Source organism: Streptomyces sp. NPDC003248 (assembly GCF_055563235.1).
Genome location: NZ_JBVHDT010000010.1, coordinates 192,058 through 218,847, shown reverse-complemented (window position 1 = coordinate 218,847; position 26,790 = coordinate 192,058). Strand labels below are relative to the sequence as shown.

Annotated in this window: 22 protein-coding genes; 11 read left to right on the top strand and 11 right to left on the bottom strand. The window is 74.0% G+C overall.

Going from position 1 to position 26,790, the window contains the following annotated elements:
* Nucleotides 1-32 precede the first annotated feature (32 nt).
* From pucL to ACZ3KJ_RS23665, 5 genes are all read right to left on the bottom strand, one after another.
* Nucleotides 33-962: a factor-independent urate hydroxylase gene (pucL, locus tag ACZ3KJ_RS23685; protein WP_467529773.1), complete on the bottom strand. Its 930-nt coding sequence runs from the start codon at nucleotides 960-962 to the stop codon at nucleotides 33-35.
* 4 nt (nucleotides 963-966) lie between these two features.
* Nucleotides 967-1,425, bottom strand: coding sequence for a hydroxyisourate hydrolase (locus ACZ3KJ_RS23680; protein ID WP_467529771.1), 459 nt, complete (start codon nucleotides 1,423-1,425; stop codon nucleotides 967-969).
* Between the two features lie 2 nt (nucleotides 1,426-1,427).
* Nucleotides 1,428-1,940: a 2-oxo-4-hydroxy-4-carboxy-5-ureidoimidazoline decarboxylase gene (uraD, locus tag ACZ3KJ_RS23675; RefSeq protein WP_467529769.1), complete on the bottom strand. Its 513-nt coding sequence runs from the start codon at nucleotides 1,938-1,940 to the stop codon at nucleotides 1,428-1,430.
* 270 nt (nucleotides 1,941-2,210) lie between these two features.
* The gene (locus ACZ3KJ_RS23670) at nucleotides 2,211-2,579 is read right to left on the bottom strand and encodes a helix-turn-helix domain-containing protein (protein ID WP_467529767.1); all 369 of its coding nucleotides are present in this window, start codon (nucleotides 2,577-2,579) and stop codon (nucleotides 2,211-2,213) included.
* A complete protein-coding gene (locus ACZ3KJ_RS23665) occupies nucleotides 2,576-2,827 on the bottom strand; it encodes a hypothetical protein (RefSeq protein WP_467529765.1) in 252 nt (83 codons plus the stop codon). The genes ACZ3KJ_RS23670 and ACZ3KJ_RS23665 overlap by 4 nt, the downstream gene beginning before the upstream one ends.
* 338 nt (nucleotides 2,828-3,165) lie before the next feature.
* On the opposite strand from ACZ3KJ_RS23665, the gene ACZ3KJ_RS23660 reads away from it, so the two are divergent.
* The 4 genes from ACZ3KJ_RS23660 (at nucleotide 3,166) to ACZ3KJ_RS23645 (ending at nucleotide 6,740) form a co-directional block, all read left to right on the top strand.
* Complete coding sequence (locus tag ACZ3KJ_RS23660) at nucleotides 3,166-4,005, top strand: TIM barrel protein (protein ID WP_467529763.1); 840 nt, start codon at nucleotides 3,166-3,168, stop codon at nucleotides 4,003-4,005.
* Nucleotides 4,006-4,034: 29 nt separating this feature from the next.
* Nucleotides 4,035-4,952: a 2-hydroxy-3-oxopropionate reductase gene (locus ACZ3KJ_RS23655; protein ID WP_467529761.1), complete on the top strand. Its 918-nt coding sequence runs from the start codon at nucleotides 4,035-4,037 to the stop codon at nucleotides 4,950-4,952.
* Between the two features lie 597 nt (nucleotides 4,953-5,549).
* Complete coding sequence (locus tag ACZ3KJ_RS23650) at nucleotides 5,550-5,798, top strand: hypothetical protein (RefSeq protein ID WP_467529759.1); 249 nt, start codon at nucleotides 5,550-5,552, stop codon at nucleotides 5,796-5,798.
* 324 nt (nucleotides 5,799-6,122) lie between these two features.
* Nucleotides 6,123-6,740 (top strand): TIGR04222 domain-containing membrane protein, encoded by a 618-nt coding sequence (locus ACZ3KJ_RS23645; protein ID WP_467529757.1) that lies wholly within the window; start codon nucleotides 6,123-6,125, stop codon nucleotides 6,738-6,740.
* A gap of 136 nt (nucleotides 6,741-6,876) precedes the next feature.
* Here ACZ3KJ_RS23645 and gcl read toward each other — a convergent pair whose 3' ends face one another.
* The 3 genes from gcl to ACZ3KJ_RS23630 form a co-directional block, all read right to left on the bottom strand.
* Nucleotides 6,877-8,661 carry a glyoxylate carboligase gene (gene gcl, locus ACZ3KJ_RS23640; RefSeq protein WP_467529756.1) on the bottom strand — a complete coding sequence of 595 codons (1,785 nt, stop codon included), beginning with the start codon at nucleotides 8,659-8,661 and terminating at the stop codon, nucleotides 6,877-6,879.
* A 491-nt stretch (nucleotides 8,662-9,152) separates the two neighbouring features.
* Entirely contained in the window at nucleotides 9,153-10,790 is a 1,638-nt protein-coding gene (locus ACZ3KJ_RS23635; RefSeq protein WP_467529754.1) for an AMP-binding protein, read from the bottom strand.
* A complete protein-coding gene (locus ACZ3KJ_RS23630) occupies nucleotides 10,787-12,463 on the bottom strand; it encodes an AMP-binding protein (protein ID WP_467529753.1) in 1,677 nt (558 codons plus the stop codon). The genes ACZ3KJ_RS23635 and ACZ3KJ_RS23630 overlap by 4 nt, the downstream gene beginning before the upstream one ends.
* A 784-nt stretch (nucleotides 12,464-13,247) precedes the next feature.
* Between ACZ3KJ_RS23630 and ACZ3KJ_RS23625 the strand changes: the two genes are divergently transcribed.
* The 5 genes from ACZ3KJ_RS23625 (at nucleotide 13,248) to ACZ3KJ_RS23605 (ending at nucleotide 21,346) form a co-directional block, all read left to right on the top strand.
* Complete coding sequence (locus ACZ3KJ_RS23625; RefSeq protein WP_467529751.1) at nucleotides 13,248-16,067, top strand: helix-turn-helix transcriptional regulator; 2,820 nt, start codon at nucleotides 13,248-13,250, stop codon at nucleotides 16,065-16,067.
* Nucleotides 16,068-16,410: 343 nt separating this feature from the next.
* Complete coding sequence (locus tag ACZ3KJ_RS23620) at nucleotides 16,411-17,202, top strand: S1 family peptidase (RefSeq protein WP_467529749.1); 792 nt, start codon at nucleotides 16,411-16,413, stop codon at nucleotides 17,200-17,202.
* 191 nt (nucleotides 17,203-17,393) lie between these two features.
* A complete protein-coding gene (locus tag ACZ3KJ_RS23615; protein WP_467529748.1) occupies nucleotides 17,394-18,788 on the top strand; it encodes an MFS transporter in 1,395 nt (464 codons plus the stop codon).
* 53 nt (nucleotides 18,789-18,841) lie between these two features.
* Complete coding sequence (locus ACZ3KJ_RS23610; RefSeq protein WP_467529746.1) at nucleotides 18,842-19,744, top strand: PaaX family transcriptional regulator; 903 nt, start codon at nucleotides 18,842-18,844, stop codon at nucleotides 19,742-19,744.
* A gap of 153 nt (nucleotides 19,745-19,897) precedes the next feature.
* On the top strand, nucleotides 19,898-21,346 hold the full coding sequence (locus ACZ3KJ_RS23605) for a family 43 glycosylhydrolase (protein ID WP_467529744.1): 1,449 nt from the start codon (nucleotides 19,898-19,900) through the stop codon (nucleotides 21,344-21,346).
* 40 nt (nucleotides 21,347-21,386) lie between these two features.
* Here ACZ3KJ_RS23605 and ACZ3KJ_RS23600 read toward each other — a convergent pair whose 3' ends face one another.
* Both ACZ3KJ_RS23600 and ACZ3KJ_RS23595 read right to left on the bottom strand, forming a co-directional pair.
* Entirely contained in the window at nucleotides 21,387-21,983 is a 597-nt protein-coding gene (locus tag ACZ3KJ_RS23600; protein WP_467529742.1) for an HAD-IIIA family hydrolase, read from the bottom strand.
* Nucleotides 21,980-22,975: a glycosyltransferase family 2 protein gene (locus tag ACZ3KJ_RS23595; protein WP_467529740.1), complete on the bottom strand. Its 996-nt coding sequence runs from the start codon at nucleotides 22,973-22,975 to the stop codon at nucleotides 21,980-21,982. Before ACZ3KJ_RS23595 ends, ACZ3KJ_RS23600 begins: the two co-directional genes overlap by 4 nt.
* A 559-nt stretch (nucleotides 22,976-23,534) precedes the next feature.
* Here ACZ3KJ_RS23595 and ACZ3KJ_RS23590 point away from each other — a divergent pair.
* Both ACZ3KJ_RS23590 and ACZ3KJ_RS23585 read left to right on the top strand, forming a co-directional pair.
* Nucleotides 23,535-23,975, top strand: coding sequence for an SRPBCC family protein (locus ACZ3KJ_RS23590; protein ID WP_389515031.1), 441 nt, complete (start codon nucleotides 23,535-23,537; stop codon nucleotides 23,973-23,975).
* Nucleotides 23,976-24,221: 246 nt separating this feature from the next.
* Nucleotides 24,222-25,667, top strand: a complete 1,446-nt coding sequence (locus ACZ3KJ_RS23585; RefSeq protein ID WP_467529738.1) for a lanthionine synthetase LanC family protein — start codon at nucleotides 24,222-24,224, stop codon at nucleotides 25,665-25,667.
* Here the strand turns inward: ACZ3KJ_RS23585 and ACZ3KJ_RS23580 are convergent.
* Nucleotides 25,619-26,770, bottom strand: a complete 1,152-nt coding sequence (locus ACZ3KJ_RS23580) for an XdhC family protein (RefSeq protein WP_467529736.1) — start codon at nucleotides 26,768-26,770, stop codon at nucleotides 25,619-25,621. The genes ACZ3KJ_RS23585 and ACZ3KJ_RS23580 overlap by 49 nt on opposite strands.
* Nucleotides 26,771-26,790: the final 20 nt, after the last annotated feature.

The window sequence follows — 26,790 nt, the reverse complement described above, 5'->3', positions numbered from 1 at the left end:
GTTCCCCGGCCACGGGTGCCGAGAGGAGGGACCTACAGGTTGGTGAGGTCCACCGGGATCCGCGCCTCGCAGCCGTCCCGCAAGACGGTGGCCTCGATCAGGCCGTACGGGCGGTCGGCGGCGAAGTAGACGGCACCGTCGGCGGTGTCGTTCTTCAGCCCGAACGGCTCCAGGTCGACCAGGAAGTGGTGCTTGTTCGGAAGGGAGAAGCGGACCTCGTCTATCTCATCGCGCTGGTCGATGATCCGCGTGCCCATCGCGTAGAGGGTCTGCTGGAGGGAGAGCGAGTAGGTCTCGGCGAAGGCTGCGAGCAGATGCGTGCGCGTCTGGGCGTAGGAGGCGTCCCAGTCGGGCGCCGGCTGCCCGTCGTCGGTCCAGTTGAACCGCCAGCGCGCGGAGACCTCGGTGGCGAGGATCCGGTCGTACGCCTCGGGCAGGGTCGTGTACTTGTCCTTGACGAAGCCCCAGAATTCGGAGTCGGTCGAGTTCATCACGACGAGGTCCTTCAGGCCGGAGACGACCTCCCACGACGTGCCGTCGTAGGTGATCTGCGTCAGCCGGGTCTCCTGGCCCTTGCGGGCGAAGGAGTGCGCGCTCTCCCCCGCGTGCTCGATCCGCTCCCAGGCGTACTCCTCGATGCGGATGCGGGCCCGGTGGATCGGCTCCTGCGAGGTGACGAAGTGGCGGGCGAGGTGGATGCCGAACTGCTCGGCGGACTCGATGCCGTGCTCCTTGGCGAACGCGTACACCGTGTTCTTGGTGGTGTCGGTCGGCAGGACGTTGGCGTTCGAGCCGGAGTGGTGGACCTCCTCCATGTCGCCGCTGAGCGACACGGAGACGTTGAGGTCCTTGATGTGGTGGGTGGCGCCGTCCCGCGTGATCTTGACGACTCGGTTCTCGGCCTTGCCGTACTGGTTCTGTCCCAGGACGACAGGGCGGTCGGGGCGGGAATGGGCAGTCATCTAGCTAGCTCCCTCGGTAAACGGAGTAGCCGAACGGGTTGAGCAGCAGCGGTACGTGGTAGTGCTCGCCGGGGTTCACGGCGAAGGTGATCGCCACCTCGGGGAAGAACACGGCACCGCTGTCCCGATTCGCGGGGGCGTCCTGCTGCGCATCGGCTTGCTTCTTCTTCTCGTTCTTCTCGTGGTTCTCGTGCTTCTCGTGCTTCTCGTGGTTCTCGTGCTTCTTGTTCTTCTCGAAATACGGCTCCACGGCGAAGTCGAGCCGTACGTGGGTGGTTCCCTCCGGCGGCGCCGGGAGGTCCTTGCACCGGCCGTCCGCGTCGGTCGCGGAACCGCCGAGCGCCCGCCAGTCGGCCTCGCGCCCGGCGCGGGCGGAGAGCCGTACGGCGACGCCCCCGGCGGGGCGGCCGACGCTGGTGTCCAGGATGTGCGTGGACACGGAGGCGGTGGTGCTGGTGCTCATGGTCAGGCGTCCTCTTCGACGAGTCGGGCGAGCCGGATGCGGTTGATCTTCCCCAGCTCGGTGCGGACGATCTCCCGCTCCTGTTCCGACGCGTTGCCGATCCGCTCCTTGACCGCGTCGCGCATCTGCTCGCCGGTGCGGCCGGTGGCGCAGATCAGGAAGACGTGGCCGAACCGCTCCTGGTAGGCCAGGTTGAGTTCGAGCATCTCCGCCCTGAGCTCGTCGGAGGCGCCGGCCATGCCGCGCTGTTCGCGCGCCGAGGCCGGGTCGCCGGGCTTGGGGCGGCCGATCGGAGGGTGCCCGGCCATCGCCTCCGCGAGGTCCCGCGCGGTCAGCTCGGCCATGGCGGCGTCACTGGCGGCGTAGAGGGCGTCGGCGGTGGCGTAGGGGCGGGCCGCGAGCAGTCGGCCGGCCCAGGCCGTCGAGGCGCACGCCTCGTGGAGCGCGGCGGCGGCCGCGGACTCCTCGAGTTCGTTGAACCGGGCCAGACCCGGGGGCAGGGAAGTCGACGTCACGGGAGCCTCCGTGGCCGCGTGGGCCTTCGTGCTGAACGGGCTGCGGCTACTTAACGCCCTTCAGAAACACCCCGTCAACACTTTGTTGAAAATTCCGGGTAACGAAACCCGGGTGCCGCGACAGGGCGCCGCGGCCGCGCCCGGCATGCCCTCCGGGCGCGTGTCCGGGGCCGCGGCACAGGGGGCCGTCGCCCCCGCCGCCGCCGGTGCGACCGGACGCACCGCCCGCGCCACCGGTCCCCTCGCCGGCCCCCGGCAGCGCGCCTGCGCTCAGTTGCCCTTCTCCCGGTTGAGGTAGTTGTAGACGGTGAAGCGGCTCACGCCGAGCGCGCTCGCCACGGTCTCCACGCCGTGCCGGACGGAGAAGGCGCCGCGCGCCTCCAGCGTCCGCACGACCTCCTGCTTGGCCTTGCGGTCCAGGTCGGCCAGGGGCTTGCCCTTCTTGCGCTCCATGGCGGCCAGGATGTGGTCGAGCGAGTCGGCGAGCTGCGGCAGGCGCACGGCGACGACGTCGGCGCCCTCCCAGGCCAGGACGACATCGTCGGGGCCGGCCTCGTCCGGCGGGAGGATCTCGCCGCCCATGGCGTCGACCAGCGGCTTCACCGCCGTGATGAAGGGCTCGTCCCCGGCGCCGGTCACTTCTCGCCCTCCCCCAGGACGTTGACCTGGAGGGTGACCCGGGTGGCGCCGGCCGCCAGGGTCCGGCGCAGCAGGGCGCCCACGGCGTTCAGGACCGCGTCGGCGCCGCCCTCCGCGGTGTTGCCGAACGGGCCGACGTCGACGGCGTCGAGGTCGGCGGCTTCGACGACCTCGCGGGCCACCAGCGCGTGCGCGGGAGCCTCGTCGAGGTCGAAGGGCTCGGTGGTGAACTCAACTCTCAGACGCATCGCGCCGCACACCTCTCTGACCTGCGCGTCGTGGCGCCCTCCGGCGGGAGGGCGGATCCGGGCCCGGCACGCGGTCGTGAACCGGTTCCCGACGCCCGGACCCCGACCTTAACGGACCGCGCCGCGCGGCCATCGGGCCCTCCGACCCGGCACCCTCCGGTCGGCGACGGCCGCCGAGGGCGCGCACGGCCGGAGAGGGCCGCCCGCCCCTCTTGACAAGCCAGGACACCCGGCGGCAGTCTTCCAATAAGCAGAAAGCTAATTCCGCATTACGGAAAATACGGCACGCCGGGTCACTGGACACACCCGGTAGCGACACGGAAGGAGCGCGGCACCCGATGGGATTCGCAGACCAGCGCTTCAACGTCAACCTGTCGATCCTCTTCACGGAACTCCCGCTCCTGGAGCGCCCCGCGGCCGCCGCCGCGGCCGGCTTCACCGCGGTCGAGCTGTGGTGGCCCTGGATCGACTCCCCCACGCCCGAGCGGTCCGAGCTCGACGCGCTGAGGACGGCCGTCGAGGACGCGGGCGTACGGCTGACCGGCCTGAACTTCTACGCCGGGCGGCTCCCCGGCCCCGACCGCGGCGCCCTGTCGGTCCCCGGCGAGGAGTCGGAACGGTTCCGCGCCAACATCGACGTGGCCGCCGGTTTCGCCGGGTCGCTGGGCTGCACGGCGCTCAACGCGCTCTACGGCAACCGCGTCGACGGCGTGGACCCGGCCGAGCAGGACGCGCTGGCCCTGGAGAACCTGGCGCTCGCCGCGCGGGCCGCCGACCGGATCGGCGCGACCTTGCTGATCGAGGCCCTGAACCGCCCCGAGTCACCGCTGTACCCGCTGGTGTCGGCACCGGCCGCCGTGCAGGTCGTGGACCGGGTCAACGAGGCCACCGGGCTCGGCAACGCCCGCTTCCTGATGGACCTCTACCACCTGTCCATGAACGGCGAGGACCTGCCGTCGGTGATCGAGCGGTACGCGGCGGTGACCGGGCACGTCCAGATCGCCGACAACCCCGGCCGCGGCGCCCCCGGCACCGGCTCGCTCCCCCTGGAGGACCTCCTCGACCAGCTGGCGAAGGCCGGATACGAGGGCTGGGTGGGGCTGGAGTACAAGCCGGGCGACCGTCCGAGCTCCGAGGCGTTCGACTGGCTCCCGGCCGCGGCGCGCGCCGCCCGCTGAACATCCCGTCACCGAGAGGCTTCCTCACCATGAGCAACAACCTTGCAGCCGGTTCCCGCCCGACCCGCCCGACGATCGCCTGGATCGGCCTGGGCATCATGGGCTCCCCCATGTCGGAGAACCTGATCAAGGCGGGCTACGACGTCACCGGCTTCACCCTGGAGCGGGAGAAGCTGGACCGCCTGGCCGCCGCCGGCGGCACCGCGGCGGGCTCGATCGCCGAGGCCGTCCGGGACGCCGACGTGGTGATCACGATGGTGCCCGCCTCCCCCCAGGTCGAGGCCATCGCGTACGGCCCCGACGGCATCCTGGAGAACGCTCGCTCCGGCGCGCTGCTGATCGACATGTCCTCGATCACCCCGCAGACCTCCGTCCGCCTGGCGGAGGCCGCGCGGGACAAGGGCATCCGCGTGCTGGACGCGCCGGTGTCCGGCGGCGAGGCGGGCGCGGTGGAGGCGGTGCTGTCCATCATGGTCGGCGGCGAGCGGGCCGACTTCGACGAGGCCCGTCCGGTCTTCGAGGCGCTGGGCAGGACCATCGTGCTGTGCGGTCCGCACGGCTCGGGCCAGACCGTGAAGGCCGCCAACCAGCTGATCGTCGCCGTGAACATCCAGGCGTGCGCCGAGGCCGTGGTCTTCCTGGAGAAGTCGGGCGTGGACCTGAAGGCGGCGCTGGACGTCCTCAACGGCGGACTGGCCGGCTCGACCGTGCTGACCCGCAAGAAGGACAACTTCCTGGACCGCGACTTCAAGCCGGGCTTCCGCATCGACCTGCACCACAAGGACATGGGCATCGTCACGGACGCCGCCCGCGCCGTCGGCGCGGCCCTGCCCGTCGGCGCCGTGGTGGCCCAGCTCGTGGCGAGCCTGCGCGCGCAGGGCGACGGCGGCCTCGACCACTCCGCACTGCTGCGGGCCGTGGAGCGCCTGTCCGGCGCCCAGGTCTGACACCCCGTTCTCCGGGCGGCGCCCCCGCCGACACCTGTCCTGTCGCGCCCGAGGCGGCGGCGCCGCCCGGAACCACCCACCGGACGTCAACAGACTGTTGACGTCCGGTTCACCCCGAACCTAGGCTCCACGAAGCGGAAGAATCTTTCCGCTTTCCCTCCAGGAAGGTCCACGATGTCGAAGCGCGTGCCCACCGCCCGTACCCGTGCCACGGCGGTCCGCGCCCCGCGCGCGGACTGAACCCCCGGCCCGCGCACGGGATCGACGGGAGGCCGTGATCCCGTGCGTGTGACCCGCCGCCACCGCGTGATCCGCATGAGGGGTGATCACGGGGGCGCGGCGGGCGGGGCGAGGACCGCGGCGGTGTGCGAGCCAGTGCGGTGGTGAAGGACCCGCGGTGCCCTTCCGGCCAGAGGGAGGACACCCCGGCTCCGTCGCATCCGCCGCGGTCCCGGCCCCTCGACGGCCCCCGCTACCCCGTCCGGCGGCGCGAACGTCCCGTCGCGCCCGGTCTCGCGCCGTCGGACGGCCACCCCCTCCCCGCGGCTCCGGCGCCCTCCGCGTGCGCGTCGGCCCGGCCCGCAGCAGCCTGAAGGCATGGGCGATACGACGCAGCACCCGCACATCGTGGTCCACCCTCCGGCCCTGGACGGCTCGCGCCGGGTCACCGCAGGTGACGTCACCCTGGGACTCGCCACCCACCTCGACGACGTCGTCGAGATCCTCCGGCTGGCCGACCTCGACCGGATCGAGGTCGAGGAGAGCGACCTCGTCGAGTGGCAGGGCGGCGGCCCGGACGACTGGCCGGGGCTGTCGGAACACCACGAACAGCAGCACGAACCGTAGGTGGCCGGAGGGACGCGGGCCGGGGCGGGCCGGACCTCGCGTCGGTCCATCCGACCTCGTGTCGGTTCATCCGACCTTGTGCCGGCGATGCGAGCCGCAAGTCGGCGTCCCGAACCTCAAGTCGGCAGCATTCCGAACCTCAAGTCGGCGGCATTCCGAACCTCAAGTCGGTGGCGTTCCTAACCTCAAGTCGGTGGCCCCGAACCTCAAATCAACCTCTGAACTTGGTTCAGCGGGCTTCAGATCCCGCCGAAGCCGGGCCCATCCTGGTCACGCGGGGCCCGCCTGCACGGGGGCGGCGGGCTCCGCTCCAGGGGGTGCGCCATGAGTGGGGACACGGACATCCGGCTCCAGCCGCACGAGGTCGCGCTGCTGCGGGGCGGTCCGCGCGCCGCCGTGACGGTCGCCGTGGTCGGCCTCCATCTGCGGGGTGCCGTGGAAGCGGGCCGGCCGGGGACGATGAGGACGCCGCGACCGCTCGTCGCGGACACGGTCCCGGGACAGCCGCCGCCTCCCCTCCCGCCGCTGGAGAACGCCGTGCGCGCGTCCCTCGCCGAGCCCTGCGGGCTGCGGCAGTTGGTGCGACGGCCCGACGTCCGCCTGGCGGTCGCCCTGATGCGCGTCCCCCTGGCCGAGGCCGGTCTGCTGCGCTACCCGCTGCTCGGCCCGACCCGCGCCGCCCGCCGCCATGTGCGTGCCCTGCGGGAGCGCCATGCCCTGCCCGCGGAGCGGCGCGGCCTGACCGACCACGACGGACTGCTCGCCGTCGCGCTGCACGGCGAGGCGGCCCTGCGGGTGCTCGTCCCGCGCTTCGCCCTGCGGGCGGGACTGGTCGGCCGGGCCCCGGTGGCGGACAAGGGGTTCCACTCCCGGTCGCCCCGCGGCGGCGGCACGGGCGGAACCCCGTACTCCTGCGGCGGCGGGGGCGGCGGCTCGGAGTGAGGAGCGCGCACGCCCCGGACCGCGTCTGAACCCGCCCGCCACGGGAAGGGCATGCGGAAGAGCGGCCCGTCCCCCGACGAGCCGCTCCCGTTCCCCCGCTCCCACGCTCCCCGCTACGACTCCAGAACGCCGCGCGTCAGACCTTCAGCGTCCTGATCGCCGTCGGGGCGTGCCCCGGTTCCGTGGCGGTCTCCTCGAACTCCACGACGGCGCCGATGTCGTTGGTGACGCTCATGGAGATGTTGGTGACGCGCTCCAGGATCGCCTCCACGACGACCGGCACCCGGAACTCGGCGGCGAGCTTCCCGGCCTGCTCGAAGGCGGCGGCCAGGTCGTTCGGGTCGGTCACGCGGATCGCCTTGCAGCCGAGGCCCTCGGCGACCTTGACGTGGTCGACGCCGTAGACGCCCAGCTCCGGCGAGTTGACGTTCTCGAACTCCAGCTTGACCTGGAAGTCGATGTCGAAGGCGCGCTGCGCCTGGCGGATGAGGCCCAGGTAGGAGTTGTTGACCAGGACGTGGACGTAGGGGATCTTGTGCTGCGCGCCCACCGCCAGTTCCTCGATCATGAACTGGAAGTCGTAGTCCCCGGAGAGGGCGACGACGGTCGCCTCCGGGTCGGCCGTGGCGACGCCGAGGGCGGCCGGGACGGTCCAGCCGAGGGGGCCCGCCTGGCCGCAGTTGATCCAGTGGCGCGGCCGGTAGACGTGCAGCATCTGGGCGCCGGCGATCTGCGAGAGGCCGATGGTGGAGACGTACCGGGTCTCCGGGCCGAAGGCCTTGTTCATCTCCTCGTAGACGCGCTGCGGTTTGATCGGGATGTCGTCGAAGTGCGTACGGCGCTGGAGCGTGGCCCGCTTCTCCTGCGCCGCGGCGGCCCAGGCGGAGCGGTCGGGCAGCCCGCCGGCCGCCTTCAGCTCGCGGGCCGCCTCGACGAACAGCTCCAGGGCCGCCTTGGCGTCGGAGGCGATGCCGTAGTCGGGGGCGAAGATCCGGCCGATCTGGGTGGGCTCGACGTCGACGTGGACGAAGGTGCGGCCGGCGGTGTAGACGTCCAGTTTCCCGGTGTGGCGGTTGGCCCAGCGGTTCCCGATGCCGAGGACGAAGTCGGACTCCAGGAAGGTCGCGTTGCCGTAGCGGTGCGAGGTCTGGAGGCCGACCATGCCCGCGTTCAGGTCGTGGTCGTCGGGGATCGTCCCCCAGCCCATCAGGGTCGGCACGACCGGCGTGCCGGTCAGTTCGGCGAACTCCACCAGGAGGTCGGACGCGTCGGCGTTGACGACTCCGCCGCCCGCGACGATCAGCGGGCGTTCGGCGGCGTTCAGCATGCCGAGCGCCTTGTCGATCTGGGCGCGGGTCGCGGCCGGCTTGTAGACGGGCAGCGGCTCGTAGGTGTCCGGGTCGAACTCGATCTCGGTGAGCTGGACGTCGATCGGCAGGTCGACGAGGACCGGGCCGGGGCGGCCGGAGCGCATGAGGTGGAACGCCTGCTGGAAGACGCCGGGCACCTGGGCGGCCTCCAGGACGGTCACCGCCATCTTGGTCACCGGCCTGGCGATCGAGGCGATGTCGACGGCCTGGAAGTCCTCCTTGTGGATCACGGAGGTCGGGGCCTGGCCCGTGATGCACAGGATCGGGACGGAGTCGCCGATGGCCGAGTACAGGCCGGTGATCATGTCGGTGCCGGCGGGTCCCGACGTGCCGACGCAGACGCCGATGTTGCCCGGCCGGGCACGGGTGTATCCCTCCGCCATGTGCGAGGCGCCCTCGACGTGGCGGGCGAGCGTGTGGGCGATGCCGCCGGAGGCCTTGAGGGCCGCGTAGAACGGGTTGATCGCCGCGCCGGGGACACCGAACGCGGCGGTGACGCCCTCGCGCCTGAGGATTTCGACTGCCGCGCGGGCAGCGGTCATTCGAGCCATCGAGTACTCCAGCTTCGGCTGTCGGATGCGCTCTCCCGTCGCGCCCCGCGGCGAGCGCCTCCGCTACGAATTTCGCATTGCGGAAAACTACTTCTACTATCTGGAAGCAATGTAGGGGGGTGGGGGGAGACCGTCAAGAGACGGACGGAAGGCATGCGCACCTGCGGGGGGGCCACCCGTGCACCGGAATCGTCGGGAGAAGGCAGACCGGCCGAACCACCCGGACTCGGCCTGGAGCCCCCGCCCGTCCGGGGAGGGTGCCGCCGGACGGGCGGGGGGACTGGGGGATGCGGCGCGGCGGGGCCCTGCGGCGGGCCGCCCGCTCACGGCCGGTCCGTCGCCCTCGACAGCCGACGAGGGCACTATGGGAGCGCTCCCACGCACAGGCTGTGCCGGTGACTGTAGGAGTCCGGCACGCCCCTGACAACCCGTCGGGGCCGAACACGCCGGACGGACGCCGGCGCGCTCGGCCCCGACGGGCCGGCGGCGGGTCAGGCCCCGTACCGCTCCCGCAGTTCCACCTTGCGCACCTTCCCGGAGACGGTCATCGGGAAGGTGTCCAGCACCTGGAGCCGGCTGGGAATCTTGTAGTGGGCCAGCCGGCCCTCGCAGAAGCCGCGCACCTCCTCGAGCGCCGGCGGGTCGGCCCGGTCCGCGGGGACGACGCAGGCCAGCACCTCCTCGCCGTACTTCTCGTGCGGCACCCCGACGATTTGGACGTCCGCGATCTTCGGGTGACCGTGGAGGAACTCCTCGATCTCGCGCGGGTAGACGTTCTCACCACCCCGGATGATCATGTCCTTGATGCGGCCGACGATCTCGACGTACCCGTCCTCGCGCATCACGGCGAGGTCGCCGGTGTGCATCCAGCGTCCGGCGTCGACGGCCTCGGCGGTCCGCTCGGGTTCGTCCCAGTAGCCGAGCATCACGCTGTAACCGCGGGTGCACAGCTCGCCCGCGGCGCCCCGGGGCAGGGTGACCCCGGTCGCCGGGTCGACGACCTTGACCTCGATGTGCGGCAGCACGCGGCCGACGGTGGCGGTGCGGTGCTCCAGGTCGTCGTCGCGGCGGGTCTGGACGGAGACGGGCGAGGTCTCCGTCATGCCGTAGCAGATGGACACCTCCGCCATGTTCATCTCGGCGACCACCCGCTTCATCACCTCGACCGGACAGGGCGAGCCCGCCATGATGCCGGTGCGCAGCGACGACAGGTCGTAGGCGGCGAAGTCGGGGAGGTTCAGCTCCGCGATGAACATGGTCGGGACGCCGTACAGGGAGGTGCAGCGCTCCCGCTGGACGGCCTCCAGCGTGGCCGCCGGGTCGAAGGAGGGGGCCGGGATCACGATGCACGCGCCGTGCGAGGTGGCCGCCAGGTTCCCCATGACCATGCCGAAGCAGTGGTAGAAGGGCACCGGCACGCAGATCCGGTCGCGCTCGCCGTAGGCGATCATCTCGCCCACGAAGTAGCCGTTGTTGAGGATGTTGTGGTGGGAGAGGGTCGCCCCCTTGGGGAAGCCCGTGGTGCCCGAGGTGTACTGGATGTTGATGGGGTCGTCGCAGGACAGCTCGCGGCCGCGCGCCGCCAGTTCCGCCCGGTGGGCCGGGGTGGCGCGGCCGAGCAGCGCGTCCCATCCCGGGTCCCCGAAGAAGACCGCCTCCCTCAGGTCCGGGCACCTGCCCCGCACCTGTCCGACCATCGCCCGGTAGTCGCTCGACTTGTGGCCCGGGGAGGCGAACAGGAGGGCGACCCCGGCCTGCCGGAGCACGTACTCGACCTCGTGGGTCCGGTAGGCCGGGTTGACGTTCACCATGATCGCGCCGATCCGGGCGGTGGCGTACTGCACGAGCACCCACTCGGGGCAGTTGACCGCCCAGACGCCCACCCGGTCGCCCTTGGCGGTGCCGCTCGCGAGCAGGGCGCAGGCCAGCCGGTCCACGTCCGCGACGAACTCGGCGTACGTCCAGCGCCTGCCGGACGGCACGTCGACGAGCACCTCGCGGTCCGGCCACCGCGCCGCCGTCCGGTCCAGGTCGGCGCCGATGGTGTCGCCGAGCAGCGGGGTCGTGCCGGTGCCGTGCGCGTAGGAGGCGGGCGGGGTCACCGGGGTCACCGGGGTCACCGGGCTCATCGGAAGTCCTCCTCGCGGTACTCCGCGGCCGAGCCGGCCGCCGTGGCCTCGCGCAGTTCGACGCGGCGGATCTTGCCGGAGACGGTCTTGGGCAGCGGCGCGAACTCCAAGCGGCGCAGGCGCTTGTAGGGCGCGAGGACCTCGCGGGAGTGCTCGAACAGCGCCTTCGCCGTGTCGGGACCGGGCTCCCAGCCCTCTGCGAGGACGACGTACGCCTTGGGCACGGCGAGCCGCAGCGGGTCGGGGGCGGGGACGACGGCCGCCTCGGCGACGGCCTCGTGCTCCAGCAGCGCGCTCTCCAGCTCGAAGGGGCTGATCTTGTAGTCGGACGCCTTGAAGACATCGTCACTGCGCCCGATGTAGGTGATGTATCCGTTCTCGTCCCGGGTGCCGATGTCGCCCGTGCGGTAGTAGCCGCCCGCCATCGCCTCCGCCGTGCGGTCGGGGTCGCCGTGGTAGCCGGTCATCAGGCCGACCGGCCGGTGCGACAGGTCGAGCGCGATCTCGCCCTCCGTCGCGCCGGGCACGCCGGACACCGGATCGAGCAGTTCCACCCGGTAGCCCGGGCTGGGGCGGCCCATGGAGCCGGTCTTGAGGGGCTGGCCGGGGCTGTTGGCGATCTGCACGGCCGTCTCCGTCTGGCCGAAGCCGTCCCGGACCGTCACGCCCCAGGCCCGCCGTACCTGTTCGACGACCTCGGGGTTCAGGGGCTCCCCGGCCGCCACGGCCTCGCGCGGCGGGGTGCGCAACTGGGTGAGGTCGGCCTGGATGAGCATGCGCCAGACGGTCGGCGGGGCGCAGAAGGTCGTCACGCGGGCGCGGTCCATCTCGGCCATCAGCCGCGCCGGGTCGAAGCGCGTGTAGTTGTGCAGGAAGACGGTCGCCTCGGCGTTCCACGGGGCGAAGAGGTTGGACCAGGCGTGCTTGGCCCAGCCGGGCGAGGAGATGTTCAGATGCACGTCGCCGGGCCGGAGCCCGATCCAGTACATGGTGGCGAGGTGCCCGACCGGGTACGACACGTGGGTGTGCTCGACCAGCTTGGGGCGGGCCGTCGTCCCGGAGGTGAAGTACAGCATCAGCGGGTCGCCGGCGAGGGTCGGGCCGTCGGGCAGGAACGCGGCGGAGGCGGTGTACGCGTCCTCGTACGGCTGCCAGCCCTCCGGGACCCCGCCGACGGCGAGGCGCGTGTAGTCGCCGGGCACGTCGTCGAACTTGCCGGTGTCCGCGGCGCGTACGACGACGTGCCGGACCTGCCCCCGCTCCACGCGGTCGCGCAGGTCGGCGGGGCCGAGCAGGGGGGTGGCGGGGATGACGACGGCCCGCAGCTTCATCGCGGCCAGCGCGGTCTCCCACAGCTCGGCCTGGTTGCCGAGCATGACGAGGATCCGGTCGCCGGGGCCGACACCGCGCTCACGCAGCAGGTTGGCGACCCGGTCGGACCGTTCGGAGAGGTCGGCGAAGGAGAGCCGGACCTCGGAGCCGTCCTCCTCGACGATGTGCAGCGCGGTCCGGTCGTTCCCGTCCGCGATGGCGTCGAACCAGTCCAGGGCCCAGTTGAAGTGCTCGGGCCGGGGCCAGACGAAGTCCCGGTGCGCCGTGGCGTAGTCCTCGCGGTGCTCCAGCAGGAAGTCCCTGGCCCTGCGGAACTGTTCCGTCGCCGTCGCCGTCGTCATCTGTCCTCCTAGGTGCCGGACCACTGCCCGGCGGCTCCCCGCCATCGTGTAAGCCGCGACCCGGATCCCACTACCCCTGAACGGGGGGTACTGCGGCGGACGAGCGGGGCGTACGGCCGGGCGGTGGCCGGACGGGCGGTGACCGAGCACGCGGTGACCGGGCACGCGGTGACCGGGCACGCGGTGACCGGCCGGGCGGTGACCGGGCACGCGGCCCGGCGAGCGAGCCGGGCGGACCGGCTGGCGGCAGGGCGCGTGAGCCGGGCGAGTCTGGCGGGTCGGCAGACGGCAGGGCGCGTGAGCCGGGCGAGCGTGGCGGGCCGGCAGGAGGCAGGACACGCGAGCCGGGCGGGCCGGCAGACGGCAAGGCGCGGTAGCCGGGCGGGCCGGCAAACGGCAAGGCGCGCGAGCCGCGTGAGTCTGGCGGGCCGGCAGACGGCAGGCGGGGAGCCGGGCGAGCGGCCCGGTGCCTGAGCTGGCCAGGCGTTCCGTCGGGACAGACGAGCAGGGCGAGCGGGCAGGCCGGCCAACCCGGACGGGCAGGGCGGGCCGGGCGGGCAGGGTCGGGGCGAGCAGGCCGGGCCGAGCAAGCCGGGCAGGCCGAACAGGCCGAGCACGGCCGGTCAGGGCCCTGGCGCGCCCGTCCCTGACGACCGTCCATTCACGGCCCGCCCCGATGAATTGCCCCATGCGCCCGTTGTTGTCTCCCTCACCATGCCGTCCCTCCGAATTCCAATGCGCCAATGCCTAGAATTTGCCCCGGACACGACACTCGGAGGGAGCGGTGACCGTGCGACGGGACTTCAAGGAGTCTGCCAGCCGCCGCCCCGACCTGGTCGTCGGCCGGGAGGAGCTGTTCACGGCGGCCCGGGAGCAGCTGGCGCGCGGCGGCAGCGTGCTGCTGCACGGCCCCGCCGGAATAGGGAAATCGACCGCGCTGCGGGCATTGGCCGCCGATTACGGCGAGACGGCCCGCACCGTGTTGCGCTGCTCGGCCACCGAGTCCGAATCCCACCTCCCCTTCCTGGCCCTGGCCGATCTGTTCGGCCTGGTCCTCGACGAGGTCTCCGGCCGGCTGCCCGCCGCCCAGCGCACCGCGCTGGAGGCGGCCCTGACCGGCCGCGGCGAATCGACCCTGCAACGCGACGGCCTCGCCCTGCGGCTGGCCGTGCTGTCCGCGCTGCGCGCCCTCGCCGCCGCGGGTCCCGTCCTGGTGGTCGCCGACGACCTCCAGTGGCTGGACTCCGCCAGCGCCGAGCTCCTCGGCTTCGCCGCCCGCCGGCTGGGCGACACGCCCGTCCAGCTGCTCTGCGCGGTCCGGACCGAGGGGCAGGAGTACGACCGCCATCTACGCGCGTCCCCGCCCGACACCCTCGCCGTCCGCCTCAACCCGCTCTCCCGCGCCCAGGTCTCCGCCCTGCTCGACCACCGCGGGTACACCGACCTGCCCCGCTCCACGGTCCGCGAGATCCACCGCACCAGCGGCGGCAACCCGCTGTTCGCCCTGGAACTGGGCCGCGCCCTCGGCGAGAGCACGACCCCGCCGCGCCCGGGTGAGCCGCTGCCTGTGCCGACCTCGCTGCGCGCCCTGGTGCTCAGCCGTCTGGAGATGCTCTCCGACGAGGCCCGCCGCACCCTGCTCGTCGCCAGTGCGGGCGCCCGCCCCACCCTGGCGCTGCTGCACGCGGCCGGCCGGGAGAACGCCGAGGCCGAGACGGCCCGGGCGGCGTCCCTGGGGCTGCTGGCGACGGAACCGGAGGGGCCGGCCGTACGGTTCGCGCATCCGCTGATCTCGGCCGCGCTGTACGCGGAGGCTCCCGCGCAGGAACGGCGGGCCGCGCACGCCGCGCTGTCCACGGCGGCCTCCGATCCGATCGAACGGGCCCGCAACCTCGCCCTGGCGACCACCGGCACCGACCCGGAGGTGGCCGCCCGGCTCGCCGAGGCCGCCACGCTGGCCCGGGACAGGGGCGCGCCTTCGGTGGCGGCCTCGCTCGGTCTGCTCGCGGCCCGGCACGCCCCGCCGGACGGCACCCCCGGCCCGGACGGGCACCGGTTGCAGGCCGCGGAGGACGCCATCACCGCCGGCGAGGTGGACCTCGCCCGGGACGTGGCGCGCGAGGTGCTGTCCCGGGTCACGGTGCCCGCCGAGCGGGTACGGGCGTGGGAGGTGGTGATCGAGGCGGCCGGGCAGTCCCTCGGCGAGGTCGACGCCGCCTTCCCGCAGGCCCTGGCCGACGCCGGCGACGACCCGCGGCTGCTCGCCCTGGTCCACTACCGGCTGGCCTGGCGCAAGCTGGTCGTCGAGGGCGACTTCGCCGAGGCCCGGCAGGAGGCCGCGCACACCGCCGACCTGGCGGCGCGCGGCGGTGACCGGCGCACCGAGCTGATGGCGCTGTCCTTCCAGGCCTCGACCGAGACCCTGATGGGCCATCCGGACGCGCCCGCGACCATCAAGCGCGCCCTGGGGGAACCTCAGGACCCCTACGTGGCCTGCCACCACAACGGCGCCGGCACGGCGCGGTTCCGCTGGCTGCTGATGAGCGACCAGCTGCCCGAGGCCCGCTCCACCATCACCGCGCTGCTGCGCGAGGTGCGCCGGCGCGGCATGGTCGAGAGCGAGGTGCACTTCCAGCGTTTCCTCGCGGACACCGAACTGCGCTCCGGGCACTGCGGACGCGCCCTGGACCTGGCCCGCGACAGCCTGCGCCTGGCCCGGGACTCCGGTATCGGCCTGGGCGCCTCCGCCATGCTCACCTCCCTCGCGGAGGCCTCCGGCGGCGATGTCGACCGGGCGCTGGCGCTGGCCCGGGAGGCCGCGGACCGGGCCGAGGAGGACGGCGACCAGATGTACCTCTCCCGGGCCCTGGCCGCGCTCGGCTACGCCCAGTCGGTGGCCGGGGACGCGGCGGGCGCGGTCTCCAGCCTGCGCCGGGTGCGGGAGCTGGAGCGGGGCATGGGCATCACCGACCCGGCACGCGGGCGCTGGCAGGGCGATCTCGCCGAGGCCCTGGTCCGTGTCGGTGAGCCGGGCGAGGCGCAGGACCTCATCGACGTCACCCGCGCGCACGCGCTGCGGCTGGGCCGCGAGGGTGTGCTGGCCGTGCTGGACCGGGCGGAGGCGCTGGTGCGGGCCGCGCGCGGCGACCGGGAGGGCGCGGTGGCGCGGCTGACGTCCGCTCAGGACCGGCTCGCGGGACTGGGGTACGGCCTGGAGGAGGCGCGGGCCGCGTTCGCGCTGGCCCGGCTGCGCACCGGGCGGCCCGGACCGACGGCGTACGAGGAGGCCGCGCGGCTGTTCCGGCGGTGCCGGGCGCTGCCGTGGCTGCGGCAGGTCGACGCGGCGGTGGCCGCGGCGGGCGGGGCCGGTCCGGTGGAGCCGCCCGCGCCGGCTCCCGCTCCGGACGCGCTGGAGGGGCTGGCCGCGATGGAGCGTCAGGTCGCCGCGCTGGTCATGGAGGGCGCGACCAACCGGGAGATCGCCGCGCGCCTGTTCATCAGCGTCAAGACGGTGGAGGCGACCCTGACCCGGGTCTACCGCAAGCTGGGGATCCGCTCGCGGGTGGACATCGTCCGACTGGCGGCGGGGCGTCACGCGAAGTAGCGATTGCGCGGGTTAACTGCCAGCGCGGGCTCACGGCACGGGTGGACCGCGCGGGGTTCGCCGCGCGTGGTCTCCCGCGCGGGGGTTTGCCGCGCGCGGTGTGCAGCGCGGGGTTCGCCGAGCGGCGACCGAGGGTTTTCCCTCCCCAACTCCCTTAGGGGGTTCCCTCATTGGGAGACGAGGGTCCGGCCCCTAGCGTAAGGGGCGTGCCGCTCGCCCGGTCACACGGGGAACGGCCCCTCCCCCACTCCCGGCTCCGTCCGAGGGGGAAGGGCGCCCGCCCCCGTGCACACCCCCACACCCGCGCGACCCCCCACCGGCAACTCCCCCAGCAAGGAGATCCATGTTCGGGCTCACCCGTGCGAAGAAGACCGCGGCCGTCGTCGCCGCGACCGCTGCCGCCGCCGCGACGGCGTTGCTCAGCGCCCCCACCGCCGCCGCGGCCCCCCAGCCGATCGTCGGTGGCACGACGACCACCACGACGGCGTACCCGTTCATGATGCAGATCACGGACGCCTCGCAGAACCAGTTCTGCGGCGGCACGCTCGTCGCTCCCACCAAGGTGGTCACGGCCGCGCACTGTATGGTCGGCGAGACCACCAGCAGCGTGAGAGTCGTCGGCGGCCGCACGTACCTCAACGGCACCAACGGCACGGTCAGCCGGGTCAGCAAGATCTGGATCAACCCGGACTACACGGACGCCACCAACGGTGACGACGTGGCCGTGCTGACCCTGTCGACGTCGATGTCGTACACACCGGCGTCGTACGTGACCTCCAGCCAGACCGGCGTGTACGCGGCCGGCACCACGGCCCGCGTCCTCGGCTGGGGGACCACCTCCTCGGGCGGCAGCTCCTCCAACCAGCTGCGGACCGCGACCGTCCCGATCGTGTCCGACTCCAGCTGCGGCAGTTCCTACGGCTCCGACTTCGTCGCGAGCGACATGGTGTGCGCCGGATACACCTCCGGCGGCGTAGACACCTGCCAGGGCGACAGCGGCGGTCCCCTGCTCATCGGGGGCGTCCTGGCAGGCATCACTTCCTGGGGCGAGGGCTGTGCGGAGGCCGGTTACCCGGGTGTGTACACCCGGCTGACCACCTTCTCCAGCCTCGTGGCGGCGCAGGTCGCCTCCTGACCCGGAAGAACTCCTGAGTACCCCTCAGGTGCACGACCAGGGGGCGTTGCGGGCCTCCACGAGCGGCCCGCAGCGCCCCCTCTCCATGTCCTCGCACGGTCCCCCGCGATTCGATGTTGTGCACTTTCTTGACGGCAGTCGATTCTGAGCCTACTTTCGCGGTGTCCTTCCCCCGGTCAAGGGAGACCGCGATGCCCCCGTCCCCCGTCGCCCCACCGCCTCCGAGCCCCGAACGCCTCCGCCAGCTCCGCCGGGTCGCCCTCTCCGGGCTGCTCGGCACCGCCGTGGAGTTCTACGACTTCCTCGTCTACGGCACGGTCGCCGCCCTCGTCTTCGGCGAGCTGTTCTTCCCGGGCGCCGACCCCGCCGTCGGCACCATCGCCGCCTTCGGCACCTTCGCCGCCGGTTACGTGGCCCGCCCGGTGGGCGGCGTCGTCTTCGGGCACTTCGGCGACCGGCTCGGCCGCAAGTCCATGCTGCTGCTCACCATGGGCCTGATGGGCGGCGCGAGCTTCCTCATCGGCCTGCTGCCCACGTACGGCACGGTCGGCGTGTGGGCGCCGGTCCTGCTGATCACCCTGCGCGTCGTGCAGGGCGTCGCCATCGGCGGCGAGTGGGGCGGCGCCACCCTGATGGTCGTCGAGCACGCCGGAGAGCGGCGCCGCGGCCTGTGGTCCAGCTTCACGCAGCTGGGGGCCCCGCTCGGCTCCCTGCTGTCCACCGTCGTCGTGACCCTCGCGGTGGCCCTGCCCCGGGACGAGTTCGTGGCCTGGGGCTGGCGGGTGCCGTTCCTGCTGAGCGTGGTACTGCTCGGCGTCGGGCTCTTCGTCCGGCTCAAGGTGGTGGAGAGCCCGCTGTTCGCCGAGGTGAAGAAGGACCGCGCCGAGGCGCGGCTGCCGGTCCTGGAGGTGCTGCGGCACCCGCGTCCGGTGCTGCTGGCCTGCTGTGTCGGCATCGGCGCCTTCACCGCCCAGTCGCTGCTGACCAGTTACCTGATCGCGTACGCCACCGGCATCGGCTACGCCCGCCCGCAGGTGCTGACCGCGCTCACCGTGTCGGCGTGCGTCGCGCTCGTCGTCCTGCCGTGCGCCTCCGCGCTGTCCGACCGGGTGGGCCGCCGCCCGGTCGTCCTCGCCGGGGCCGTCGCCTCCGCGGTGCTCGCCTTCCCGGTCCTCGCGCTGGTCGACTCCCGGTCGCCCGGGCTGCTGATCCTCGCCGTGGTCCTCGGGCACGGCGTCGCCCAGTCCACGATGTACGGCCCGCTGGGCGCCCTGCTCACCGAGATGTTCGGCACCCGGGTCCGCTACACGGGCGCGTCCCTCGGCTACCAGGGCGCCACCCTCATCGGCGCCGGCTTCTCCCCGATGATCGCCGGCAGCCTGGTGGCCGCCAGTGGCAGCGGCACGCCCGTCGCCCTGCTGCTGTGCGGGGGCGCCGTCGTCACCGCGCTGACCGTCCGCTGTGTGCGGGAGACCAGCCGGACCTCCCTCGCCGGCCCCGCCGAACAGCCCGCCGGCCCCCACGCCGAGGAGGATCCCTCCGGCCTCCCCGTGCTGCCCGGCACCCGTACCGCCGACGGCCGGTGAACGCCGTACGGCCGCCCGCCGCGCCGCCGGTGGACGGCCGTACGCTTGCCACCGTGGAGGACGACGACATCCTGGACCCCTCGAACGACGGCGGCGCGGGCGGCCACGCCCCGGGCGGCGACGGCGACACCGCGGACGGACCGCAGCCGCGCCCGCAGTCGCTCCTGCTCGCCTTCTTCGGCAACCACGTGCTGGACGACGGGGACCTGTGCGTCTACTCGGGCAGCATCATCGACGTCCTGGGCCGCGTCGGCGTCGGCGAACAGGCCGTGCGCTCCACGCTGACCCGCATGGTCAACCGGGGCATGCTGCGGCGTCAGCGGGAGGGTCGCAGGATGTACTTCGGGCTGACGCCGCAGGCGACCCGCGTACTGGAGGACGGCCGCACCCGCATCTGGACGCAGGGCGCCGTCAACGACGACTGGGACGGTTCCTGGACCCTGCTCGGCTTCTCCCTGCCCGACTCCTGGAAGCGCCAGCGCCACGACCTGCGCTCGCGGCTGACCTGGTCCGGGTTCGGCGCGCTGTACAGCGGGCTGTGGATCGCGCCCGGTGACGTCGACGTCTCCGCCCTGGTCGCGGAGCTGGGACTCACCGCCCACGTCAAGATCTTCCACGCCCGGGCCGACGAGGCCACCGACATCGCCCTGATGGTCCGCGACACCTGGGACCTGGAGAGCATCGCCGCCCGCTACGTCACCTTCGACAAGCGGTGGACCGCCCATCTGAGCGACGGGGCCGGGGACGACCCGATCGGCACGCGGCTGCGCCTGGTCAGCGAGTGGCTGGGGACCATCCGCACGGACCCCCGGCTCCCCGCCCGGCACCTGCCCCCCGCCTGGCCGGCCCGCCCCGCCCAGGACACCTTCCGGCGCGTCGCCGAGGAGACCGCGGAGCCCGCCCGCCGGACGGCCCGCGCCCTGCTGGAGACCATCGGGGCGCGCCGGACGCACTGACCCACGTCGCGGCACGTCCAGATTATTGACGAGTGCATGTCCAACGCTTAAGTTCTGGCCGGATTCGCGAACCGTGTTCGACATCACGGACGAAGGAGTGGCGGCTCGTCCCCACCACTTGACCCCCTCCTCCCCTCCCCCTGGAGAACTCCTTTGCGACGTAACGCCGTCCGGCTGCTCCTGGCCGTCCTCGTGGCCCTCACGGCCGCCCTCACCGGACCGGGCGCCACCGCCCGGGCCGCCGTCCCCGACTCCCCCGCCGTGACGTACACCAACCCGATCGCCGAGCAGCGGGCCGACCCGCACATCGTCCGGCACAGCGACGGCTACTACTACTTCACCGCGACGGTCCCCGAGTACGACCGCATCGTGCTGCGCCGGGCGACGACCGTCCAGGGCCTGTCGACGGCCCCGGAGGTCACCATCTGGACCAAGCACACCAGCGGGGTCATGGGCGCCCACATCTGGGCACCGGAGATCCACTTCATCGACGGCAAGTGGTACGTGTACTTCGCGGCCGGCGCCGCCGACGACGTGTGGGCGATCCGCATGTACGTCCTGGAGGGCGCCGGAGCCAACCCGCTGACCGCGACCTGGACGGAGAAGGGGCAGATCAGGACCGCCTGGGAGAGCTTCTCCCTGGACGCCACCACCTTCGTCGTGGGCGGCGTCCGCTACCTCGCCTGGGCGCAGCGCAACCCGGCCGAGGACAACAACACCAGCCTCTTCGTCGCCAGGCTGGCCAACCCCTGGACGATCACCGGCACCCCGGCGGAGATCTCCCGGCCGACGCTGTCCTGGGAGACGGTCGGCTACGAGGTCAACGAGGGCCCGGCGCTGATCCGGCACGGCGCCAAGGTGTTCCTGACGTACTCGGCGAGCGCGACCGACGCCAACTACTGCCTGGGGATGCTGACCGCGTCCTCGACCGCCGACCTCACCGATCCCGCCGCCTGGTCGAAGAGTGCGTCGCCGGTGTTCCGGTCGAACGACGCGACCTCGCAATACGGGCCGGGCCACAACTCGTTCACCGTGTCCGAGGACGGCGGCTCCGACCTCCTCGTCTACCACGACCGCAGCTACAAGGACATCACCGGCGACCCGCTGGCCGACCCCAACCGCCGTACCCGCGTGCAGAAGCTGTACTGGAAGGCCGACGGCACCCCCGACTTCGGCATCCCGGTCGCCGACGGGGTCACCCCGCAGCGCTTCTCCTCGTACAACGTCCCCGACCGTTTCGTCCGCCACTGGGAGTACCGCGCCCGCGTCGATGCGGACGTCAGCCCGCTCGCGGACTCGCAGTTCCGGGTGGTGACCGGCCTCGCGGGCAGCGGCACGGTGTCGCTGGAGTCGGCCGGCTTCCCCGGCTACTACCTGCGGCACCGGAACTTCGAGGTGTGGCTGGAGAAGAACGACGGCACGGCGCAGTTCGCGTCCGACGCCACGTTCCACCGCAGGGCGGGTCTCGCCGACGCGGCGGGCGTCTCCTACGAGTCGTACAACTACGCGGGCCGCTACGTCCGGCACTACGACTACCTGTTGTACGTGCAAACGCCGAGCACCGCGACGGACCGGGCGGACGCCACGTTCTACGCCCAGTGAGCCGGCGGTCCGGTCCGTCGCCCGGCGGTCCGCGGCAGGTTCAGGGCCGCCGTTCGGCCCCGGCCTCCCGGTACGCCCGTGCGATCGCCCGTTCGTCCGCCAGCACATGCTGCCTCGGCGGACCGGTCAGCACCGCGCGCACGGCGGTGAGGAGATCGGGAGCGACGTGCTCGGCGGTCGCCGTCTCCCGCGGGTCCGCCGCCGGGGCGGGGACGAGGATGCCGTGGGCGCCGGCCCGGCACGCGGCCTCGACGGCGTCCGGGGCGCCGGCGATCACGGCGATCCGCTCCGGTGGCGTGCACACGCGCTCGGCGGCCCACAGCACCAGACCGGGCTGCGGCGGGCGGCAGTGGCAGCCGTCGTCGGGGCCGTGCGGGCAGACCGCCCAGACGTCGAAGGGGCCGAGGAGGCCGTCGATCCGCTCGTCGACGCGGCGCAGGCCGGCCTGGGTCGGCAGGCCGCGGGCGACGCCCGGCTGATGGGTGAGGACGCCGGTGCGCACGCCCCGCGCGCGGAGCAGGCCGAGCGCCTCTGGGGCGTGGGGGGCGGGGCGGACCGGGCCGGGGTCGGCGTTGTGCGGGACGTCCTCGACGAGCACGCCGTCACGGTCGAGGAGCACGACGCGGACGCGGTTCACGGCGCCACCTCCTGCCAGGGCGCGGCGTTGCGGTGCCGCCAGCGGCCGCTCATCCGGTGCCAGGCGGCCACGGGCGGGATGAGCACGCTCGTGGTGAGCACGGTGGTGACCTCGTCGCGGGTGCGCGGGCCGGGCGCGATGCGCGCCCACGCGAACGCGCCGGTGCCCAGCGCCCAGCCGAGCGCGGCGGCCGCGGCGGCCCGGCGGTGGCCGGACACGGCGTACGCGCCGGCCGCCAGTCCCGCCGCGCTGGTCGCCAGGTGGGAGCGGATCCGGCCACGCGGCGCGAACGCCCGGTGCCGCCAGCCCGGCCCGTGCAGTCGCCGCATCAGGGCGTCGTCGGCGTTGCCGCGCTCGGCGCGCAGGGACTCCCAGCGGTCGGCGGGCGGGACGGGCCGGCGGGTGGTGCGCCGCCCCTGCCGGATGCGCCATCCGGCGTCCAGCAGCCGCAGGGCGAGGTCGGTGTCCTCGTGGAAGGGGTCGCCGAAGCGTTCGTCGAAGCCGCCGGCCTGCTTGAGCGCCTCGGTGCGGTAGGCCATGTCGACGGTGATCCAGCGGGCGCGCGCGAGGCCCGCGGTGGTGCGCTCCCGGTCCGTGGGGCGGCGCCCGCCCGGCAGGGGCACGGCGAGCACGCCCTGCACCCCGGCGGTGTCCAAGGTCGCGTCGGACAGGTCGTCGGCCAGCTGCTCGCCCCAGTGGGGTCCGACCTGGACGCCCTCGTCCAGCAGGACGACCCAGGGCGTACGGACCAGGCGCAGGCCGGCGTTCCGGGCGGCGGGCCCGCTGCCGGCGCCGCGCAGCACGGTGGTGCGTTCGCGCAGGTATCCCAGGACGCTCAAGGGGTGCTCCAGCGGGGCCGGTCCGGGCTCGGGCCGGTCGTCGACGAGGACGATCTCGGCCGGCGCGGGCCCCTTGGCGGCGGCGAGCGCGGCGAGGCAGTCGGCGAGCGGGGCCCGCGCGCGAGTCGGGATCACGACGGTGTAGGCGGTCATGCGTACGCCTTCCTCCGCCCCGGACGGCGGCTGGACGGCTCCGGACTCTCCGGGTCCCAGATGACCACCACCTCAAACCCGCGCCGCGCGGTGCGGCGGGGTGCGGGAGTGTTCGGTGGGGTGGGTGGCGGCAGGTGCGGCCGGGCGGGTCCGGCTCCAGCCGCCGCCCGGGTCCGCCGCCCCCACCGCGCCGAGCGCCGTCCCGTCCGTCCGCTCGGCGGAGGCCGCGGCCGGTGGCGTGCGCGCGGGCGGGCGGGTCGTCGCGCGCGCTCCCGGCGAGCGGCACTCCGAGGAGCGCCCGCGGCCCGCGCGGCGACGGACCGGCGGACGCGGCGCCACGCGGGCTCCCGTGACGGCAGGGGGGCGGACGCCCGCCGACGGGGCGTCCCCGACCCTGTGGGACGGGCGACCCGGCGGGGGCGCGCGTACGTCTTCGTCAGGCGTCCGCGGCCGGGAAGGCGGGCTCGTGGGGGCTCGGCCGCCGGCACCCGGCTGGGCCAAGTGTGTGACCCGCCGGGGAACCTGCCGCCGGGCCGCCCGGAGTCCCTACGATCGCTACGTGGTCACCTTCCAGTTCGAACGTACGGCGCCGCTCCCCCTCGAGGAGGCCTGGCGCCGGCTCACCGAGTGGCCCCGGCACGGTGACGTGGTGCCGCTCACCCGCGTCACCGTGGTCACCCCCGGGCCGACCCGCGTGGGCACGGTGTTCGTGGCCCGTTCCGGGGTCGGGCCGTTCGCCGTCGACGACCGGATGGAGGTCACCGTCTGGTGTCCTCCGGCCGAGGACGAACCGGGGCTGTGCCGGCTGGAGAAGCGCGGCCGCGTGGTGCGGGGCTGGGCCGAGATCGAGGTGCGGCCCGGGCCGGGCGGGCGGACCCGGGTCATCTGGCGCGAGGAACTCCGGCTGCGGCCGCTGCCGTCCCTGTGCGATCCACTGCTGCGGACCGCGGGCCGGGCGGTGTTCGGGCGGGCGGCCAACCGGCTGCTGCGCCGCCCGTGACGTGGTGGCGTCCGTGACGCGGCGCCGACGGTGACGCGCTGCCGTCCGTGACGCGCTGCCGTCCGTGACGCGCTGCCGACCGACCCCGCGCATCGGCATCGGCAGAGCGTCGACAGGGCTGGTCAGGGAACCGGGTCCGGCGTGCCGCCCCGCGCCACCGCGTGCCACTCTGCGCCGCCTCGCGCCCCCGGCTGCTCCCGGACCGGCCCCCTGGGCAGGTGTCGTGGCCCGTGCCAGGGTGGATCCATGACAGCGGTGGACAGGGGCGGGGCGGCACCGGCGGTGGACGAGGACGCCACACCGGCGGTGGACGAGGTCGAGACACCCGCGGTGGGGGAGGCCGAGACACCCGCGGTGGAGGAGGTCGAGACACCGGCGGTGGAGGACGCCGAGACGCCGGCGGTGGACGAGGTCGAGGCGCTGGCGGTGGAGGGGCTGCGCTGGCTGCTGGGGGTGGCGCGGCAGACGGCGGGCGGCGGGCTCGGCTGGCCGGACCGGCCCTCGGACACCGAGGTCGAGGTGACGCTCTACCACGGCACCGCCGGGATCGTGCCGACGCTGCTGGAGGCGCGCCGGCACTTCGGGGACGACGTCTACGGGGACGCCGCCCTGCGCGCGGCCCGCGGTCTGGCGGTCGCGGCCGAGGAGTGCCGGGACGACTCGCTGTACTTCGGGCGCACCGGGGTGGCGCTGGTGCTGCGGGCCGTCCACCGCGAGCTGGGCGACGCCGCGTCCGGCCGGGCCGCCGACCGGGCCCTGGCCCGGGTGCGGGAGCGCTTCGACGGGACGCGCTGGGGCGAGCTGTTCGAGCTGATGGGCGGCAACGCGGGCATCGGCCTCGGCGCGCTCGCGGCCGGCGACCCCGAGCTGGCGGTGCTCGCGCTGGAGCCGTATCTGCGCACGGCCGAGGAGTCCGCGGGGGGCGTGCAGTGGGCGCACCGGCCCGGGGTGGAGGCGCGGCTGCACCACCTCTCGCACGGCACGCTCGGGATCGTGTACGCGCTGGCCGCCGTGGGAGCGGCCACGGGCCGCGCGGACTTCACGGAGCTGGCGCGGGCCGGGGCGGCGGGCTTCGTGGCCCGCGACGAGGCGGGCCCGGAGGGCTTCCTCGTGCCGCACTCCGATCCGCCGCACCTGCCCGACCTGATCGAGCGGTACAGCTACGGCTGGTGCCACGGGCCGGCCGGTGACGCGCAGGTCTTCCGGCTGCTGCGGGACGTCTGGGCCGAGCCCTCCTGGCAGGCGTCGGCGGACCGCTGCTGGCACACCGTGACGCACTCCGGGCTGCCGCGCCGGCTGCGGCCCGGGTTCTGGGACAACAACGCCCGCTGCTGCGGCACGGCGGGCGTCCTGGCGCTGGCCTGCGACCGGATGGCCGAGCAGGGCGACGCCCCGGGCTTCGCCCGCGTCCTGGTCGCGGACCTGCTCGCCCGCGCCACCCGGGACGCCGGCGGGGCGCGCTGGTCGAACGTCGAGCACAGGGTCACCCCGAGCACGCTGGAGGCGCGCACCGGCTGGGGCGCGGGCACCGCCGGCATCGTGCGGGAGCTGCTGCGCTTCGTCCGGCTGAGCGAGTCGGGCGATCCGCACTACGCGTTCGCCTGGCCGGACCAGCCGACGGTGCGGCGGACCGCGGTGCCGCCTCAGGCGACCGATCCGATCCGCCCCGGCGGCAGCGGCGTCACGTCGTGATGGATCGGCGTGTGCGCGCCGGTCAGCGGGACCCCGCTGCCGCCCCGCCGGGCGGCGACGATCTCCGCGGCGATCGACAGCGCGGTCTCCTCGGGCGTACGGGCGCCCAGGTCGAGGCCGATGGGTGACCGCAGCCGCGCCAGCTCCAGCTCGGAGACGCCGGCCTCCCGCAGCCGTTCCTCGCGGTCGAGGTGGGTGCGGCGCGACCCCATGGCGCCGACGTAGGCGACGGGCAGGCGCAGGGCGAGGCGGAGCAGGGGGACGTCGAACTTGGCGTCGTGGGTGAGGACGCACAGGACGGTCCTGCCGTCCACGCCGGTGCGCTCCAGGTAGGTGTGCGGCCATTCGACGACGATCTCGTCGGCGTCCGGGAAGCGGGCCCGCGTCGCGAACACCGGGCGCGCGTCGCAGACGGTGACCCGGTAGCCGAGGAACCTGCCGACGCGCACCAGTGCCGAGGCGAAGTCGATCGCGCCGAACACGATCATCCGCGGCGGCGGCACGGAGGACTCGACGAACACGGTGAGCGGGGCCCCGCAGCGGGAGCCCTGCGCGCCGATCTCCAGGGTGCCGGTGCGGCCGGCGTCCAGGAAGGCGCGGGCCTCGGCGGCGACCGTGCGGTCCAGCTCGGGGTGGGCGCCGAAACCGCCGTCGTGGGAGCCGTCGGGGCGGACCAGGAGGGCGCGGCCGACGAGGTCCGGCGGGCCCGCGGCGATCCGGGCCGTCGCCGTCGCCCTGCCGCGGGCCGCGGCGGCCAGGGCGGCCGCGACCACCGGGCGGACCCGGTCCGCGGCCCGGACCGGAGTGACGAGGACGTCGATGACCCCGCCGCAGGTCAGGCCGACGGCGAAGGCGTCGTCGTCGCTGTAGCCGAAGCGCTCCAGCACCGGCTGGCCGTCCTCCAGGGCTTGCCGGCACAGCTCGTAGACCGCGCCCTCCACACAGCCGCCGGAGACCGAGCCGATCGCCGTGCCGTCGGTGTCCACGGCGAGCGCGGCCCCCGGCCGGCGGGGTGCGCTGCCGCCCACGGCCACGACGGTGGCGACGGCGAAGTCACGGCCCTGCTCGACCCACCGGTTCAGCTCCTCGGCGATGTCCAGCATGTCTCGGTCTCCTTGTCTGC

Coding starts and splice junctions, on each gene's coding strand:
- ACZ3KJ_RS23630 (WP_467529753.1), bottom strand. CDS start 12,463: ATGACGACGGCGACGGCGACGGAACAGTTCCGCAGGGCCAGGGACTTC.
- ACZ3KJ_RS23635 (WP_467529754.1), bottom strand. CDS start 10,790: ATGAGCCCGGTGACCCCGGTGACCCCGGTGACCCCGCCCGCCTCCTAC.
- gcl (WP_467529756.1), bottom strand. CDS start 8,661: ATGGCTCGAATGACCGCTGCCCGCGCGGCAGTCGAAATCCTCAGGCGC.
- ACZ3KJ_RS23655 (WP_467529761.1), top strand. CDS start 4,035: ATGAGCAACAACCTTGCAGCCGGTTCCCGCCCGACCCGCCCGACGATC.
- ACZ3KJ_RS23665 (WP_467529765.1), bottom strand. CDS start 2,827: ATGCGTCTGAGAGTTGAGTTCACCACCGAGCCCTTCGACCTCGACGAG.
- ACZ3KJ_RS23585 (WP_467529738.1), top strand. CDS start 24,222: ATGACAGCGGTGGACAGGGGCGGGGCGGCACCGGCGGTGGACGAGGAC.
- ACZ3KJ_RS23615 (WP_467529748.1), top strand. CDS start 17,394: ATGCCCCCGTCCCCCGTCGCCCCACCGCCTCCGAGCCCCGAACGCCTC.
- ACZ3KJ_RS23595 (WP_467529740.1), bottom strand. CDS start 22,975: ATGACCGCCTACACCGTCGTGATCCCGACTCGCGCGCGGGCCCCGCTC.
- ACZ3KJ_RS23660 (WP_467529763.1), top strand. CDS start 3,166: ATGGGATTCGCAGACCAGCGCTTCAACGTCAACCTGTCGATCCTCTTC.
- ACZ3KJ_RS23580 (WP_467529736.1), bottom strand. CDS start 26,770: ATGCTGGACATCGCCGAGGAGCTGAACCGGTGGGTCGAGCAGGGCCGT.
- ACZ3KJ_RS23650 (WP_467529759.1), top strand. CDS start 5,550: ATGGGCGATACGACGCAGCACCCGCACATCGTGGTCCACCCTCCGGCC.
- ACZ3KJ_RS23680 (WP_467529771.1), bottom strand. CDS start 1,425: ATGAGCACCAGCACCACCGCCTCCGTGTCCACGCACATCCTGGACACC.
- pucL (WP_467529773.1), bottom strand. CDS start 962: ATGACTGCCCATTCCCGCCCCGACCGCCCTGTCGTCCTGGGACAGAAC.
- ACZ3KJ_RS23620 (WP_467529749.1), top strand. CDS start 16,411: ATGTTCGGGCTCACCCGTGCGAAGAAGACCGCGGCCGTCGTCGCCGCG.
- ACZ3KJ_RS23645 (WP_467529757.1), top strand. CDS start 6,123: ATGAGTGGGGACACGGACATCCGGCTCCAGCCGCACGAGGTCGCGCTG.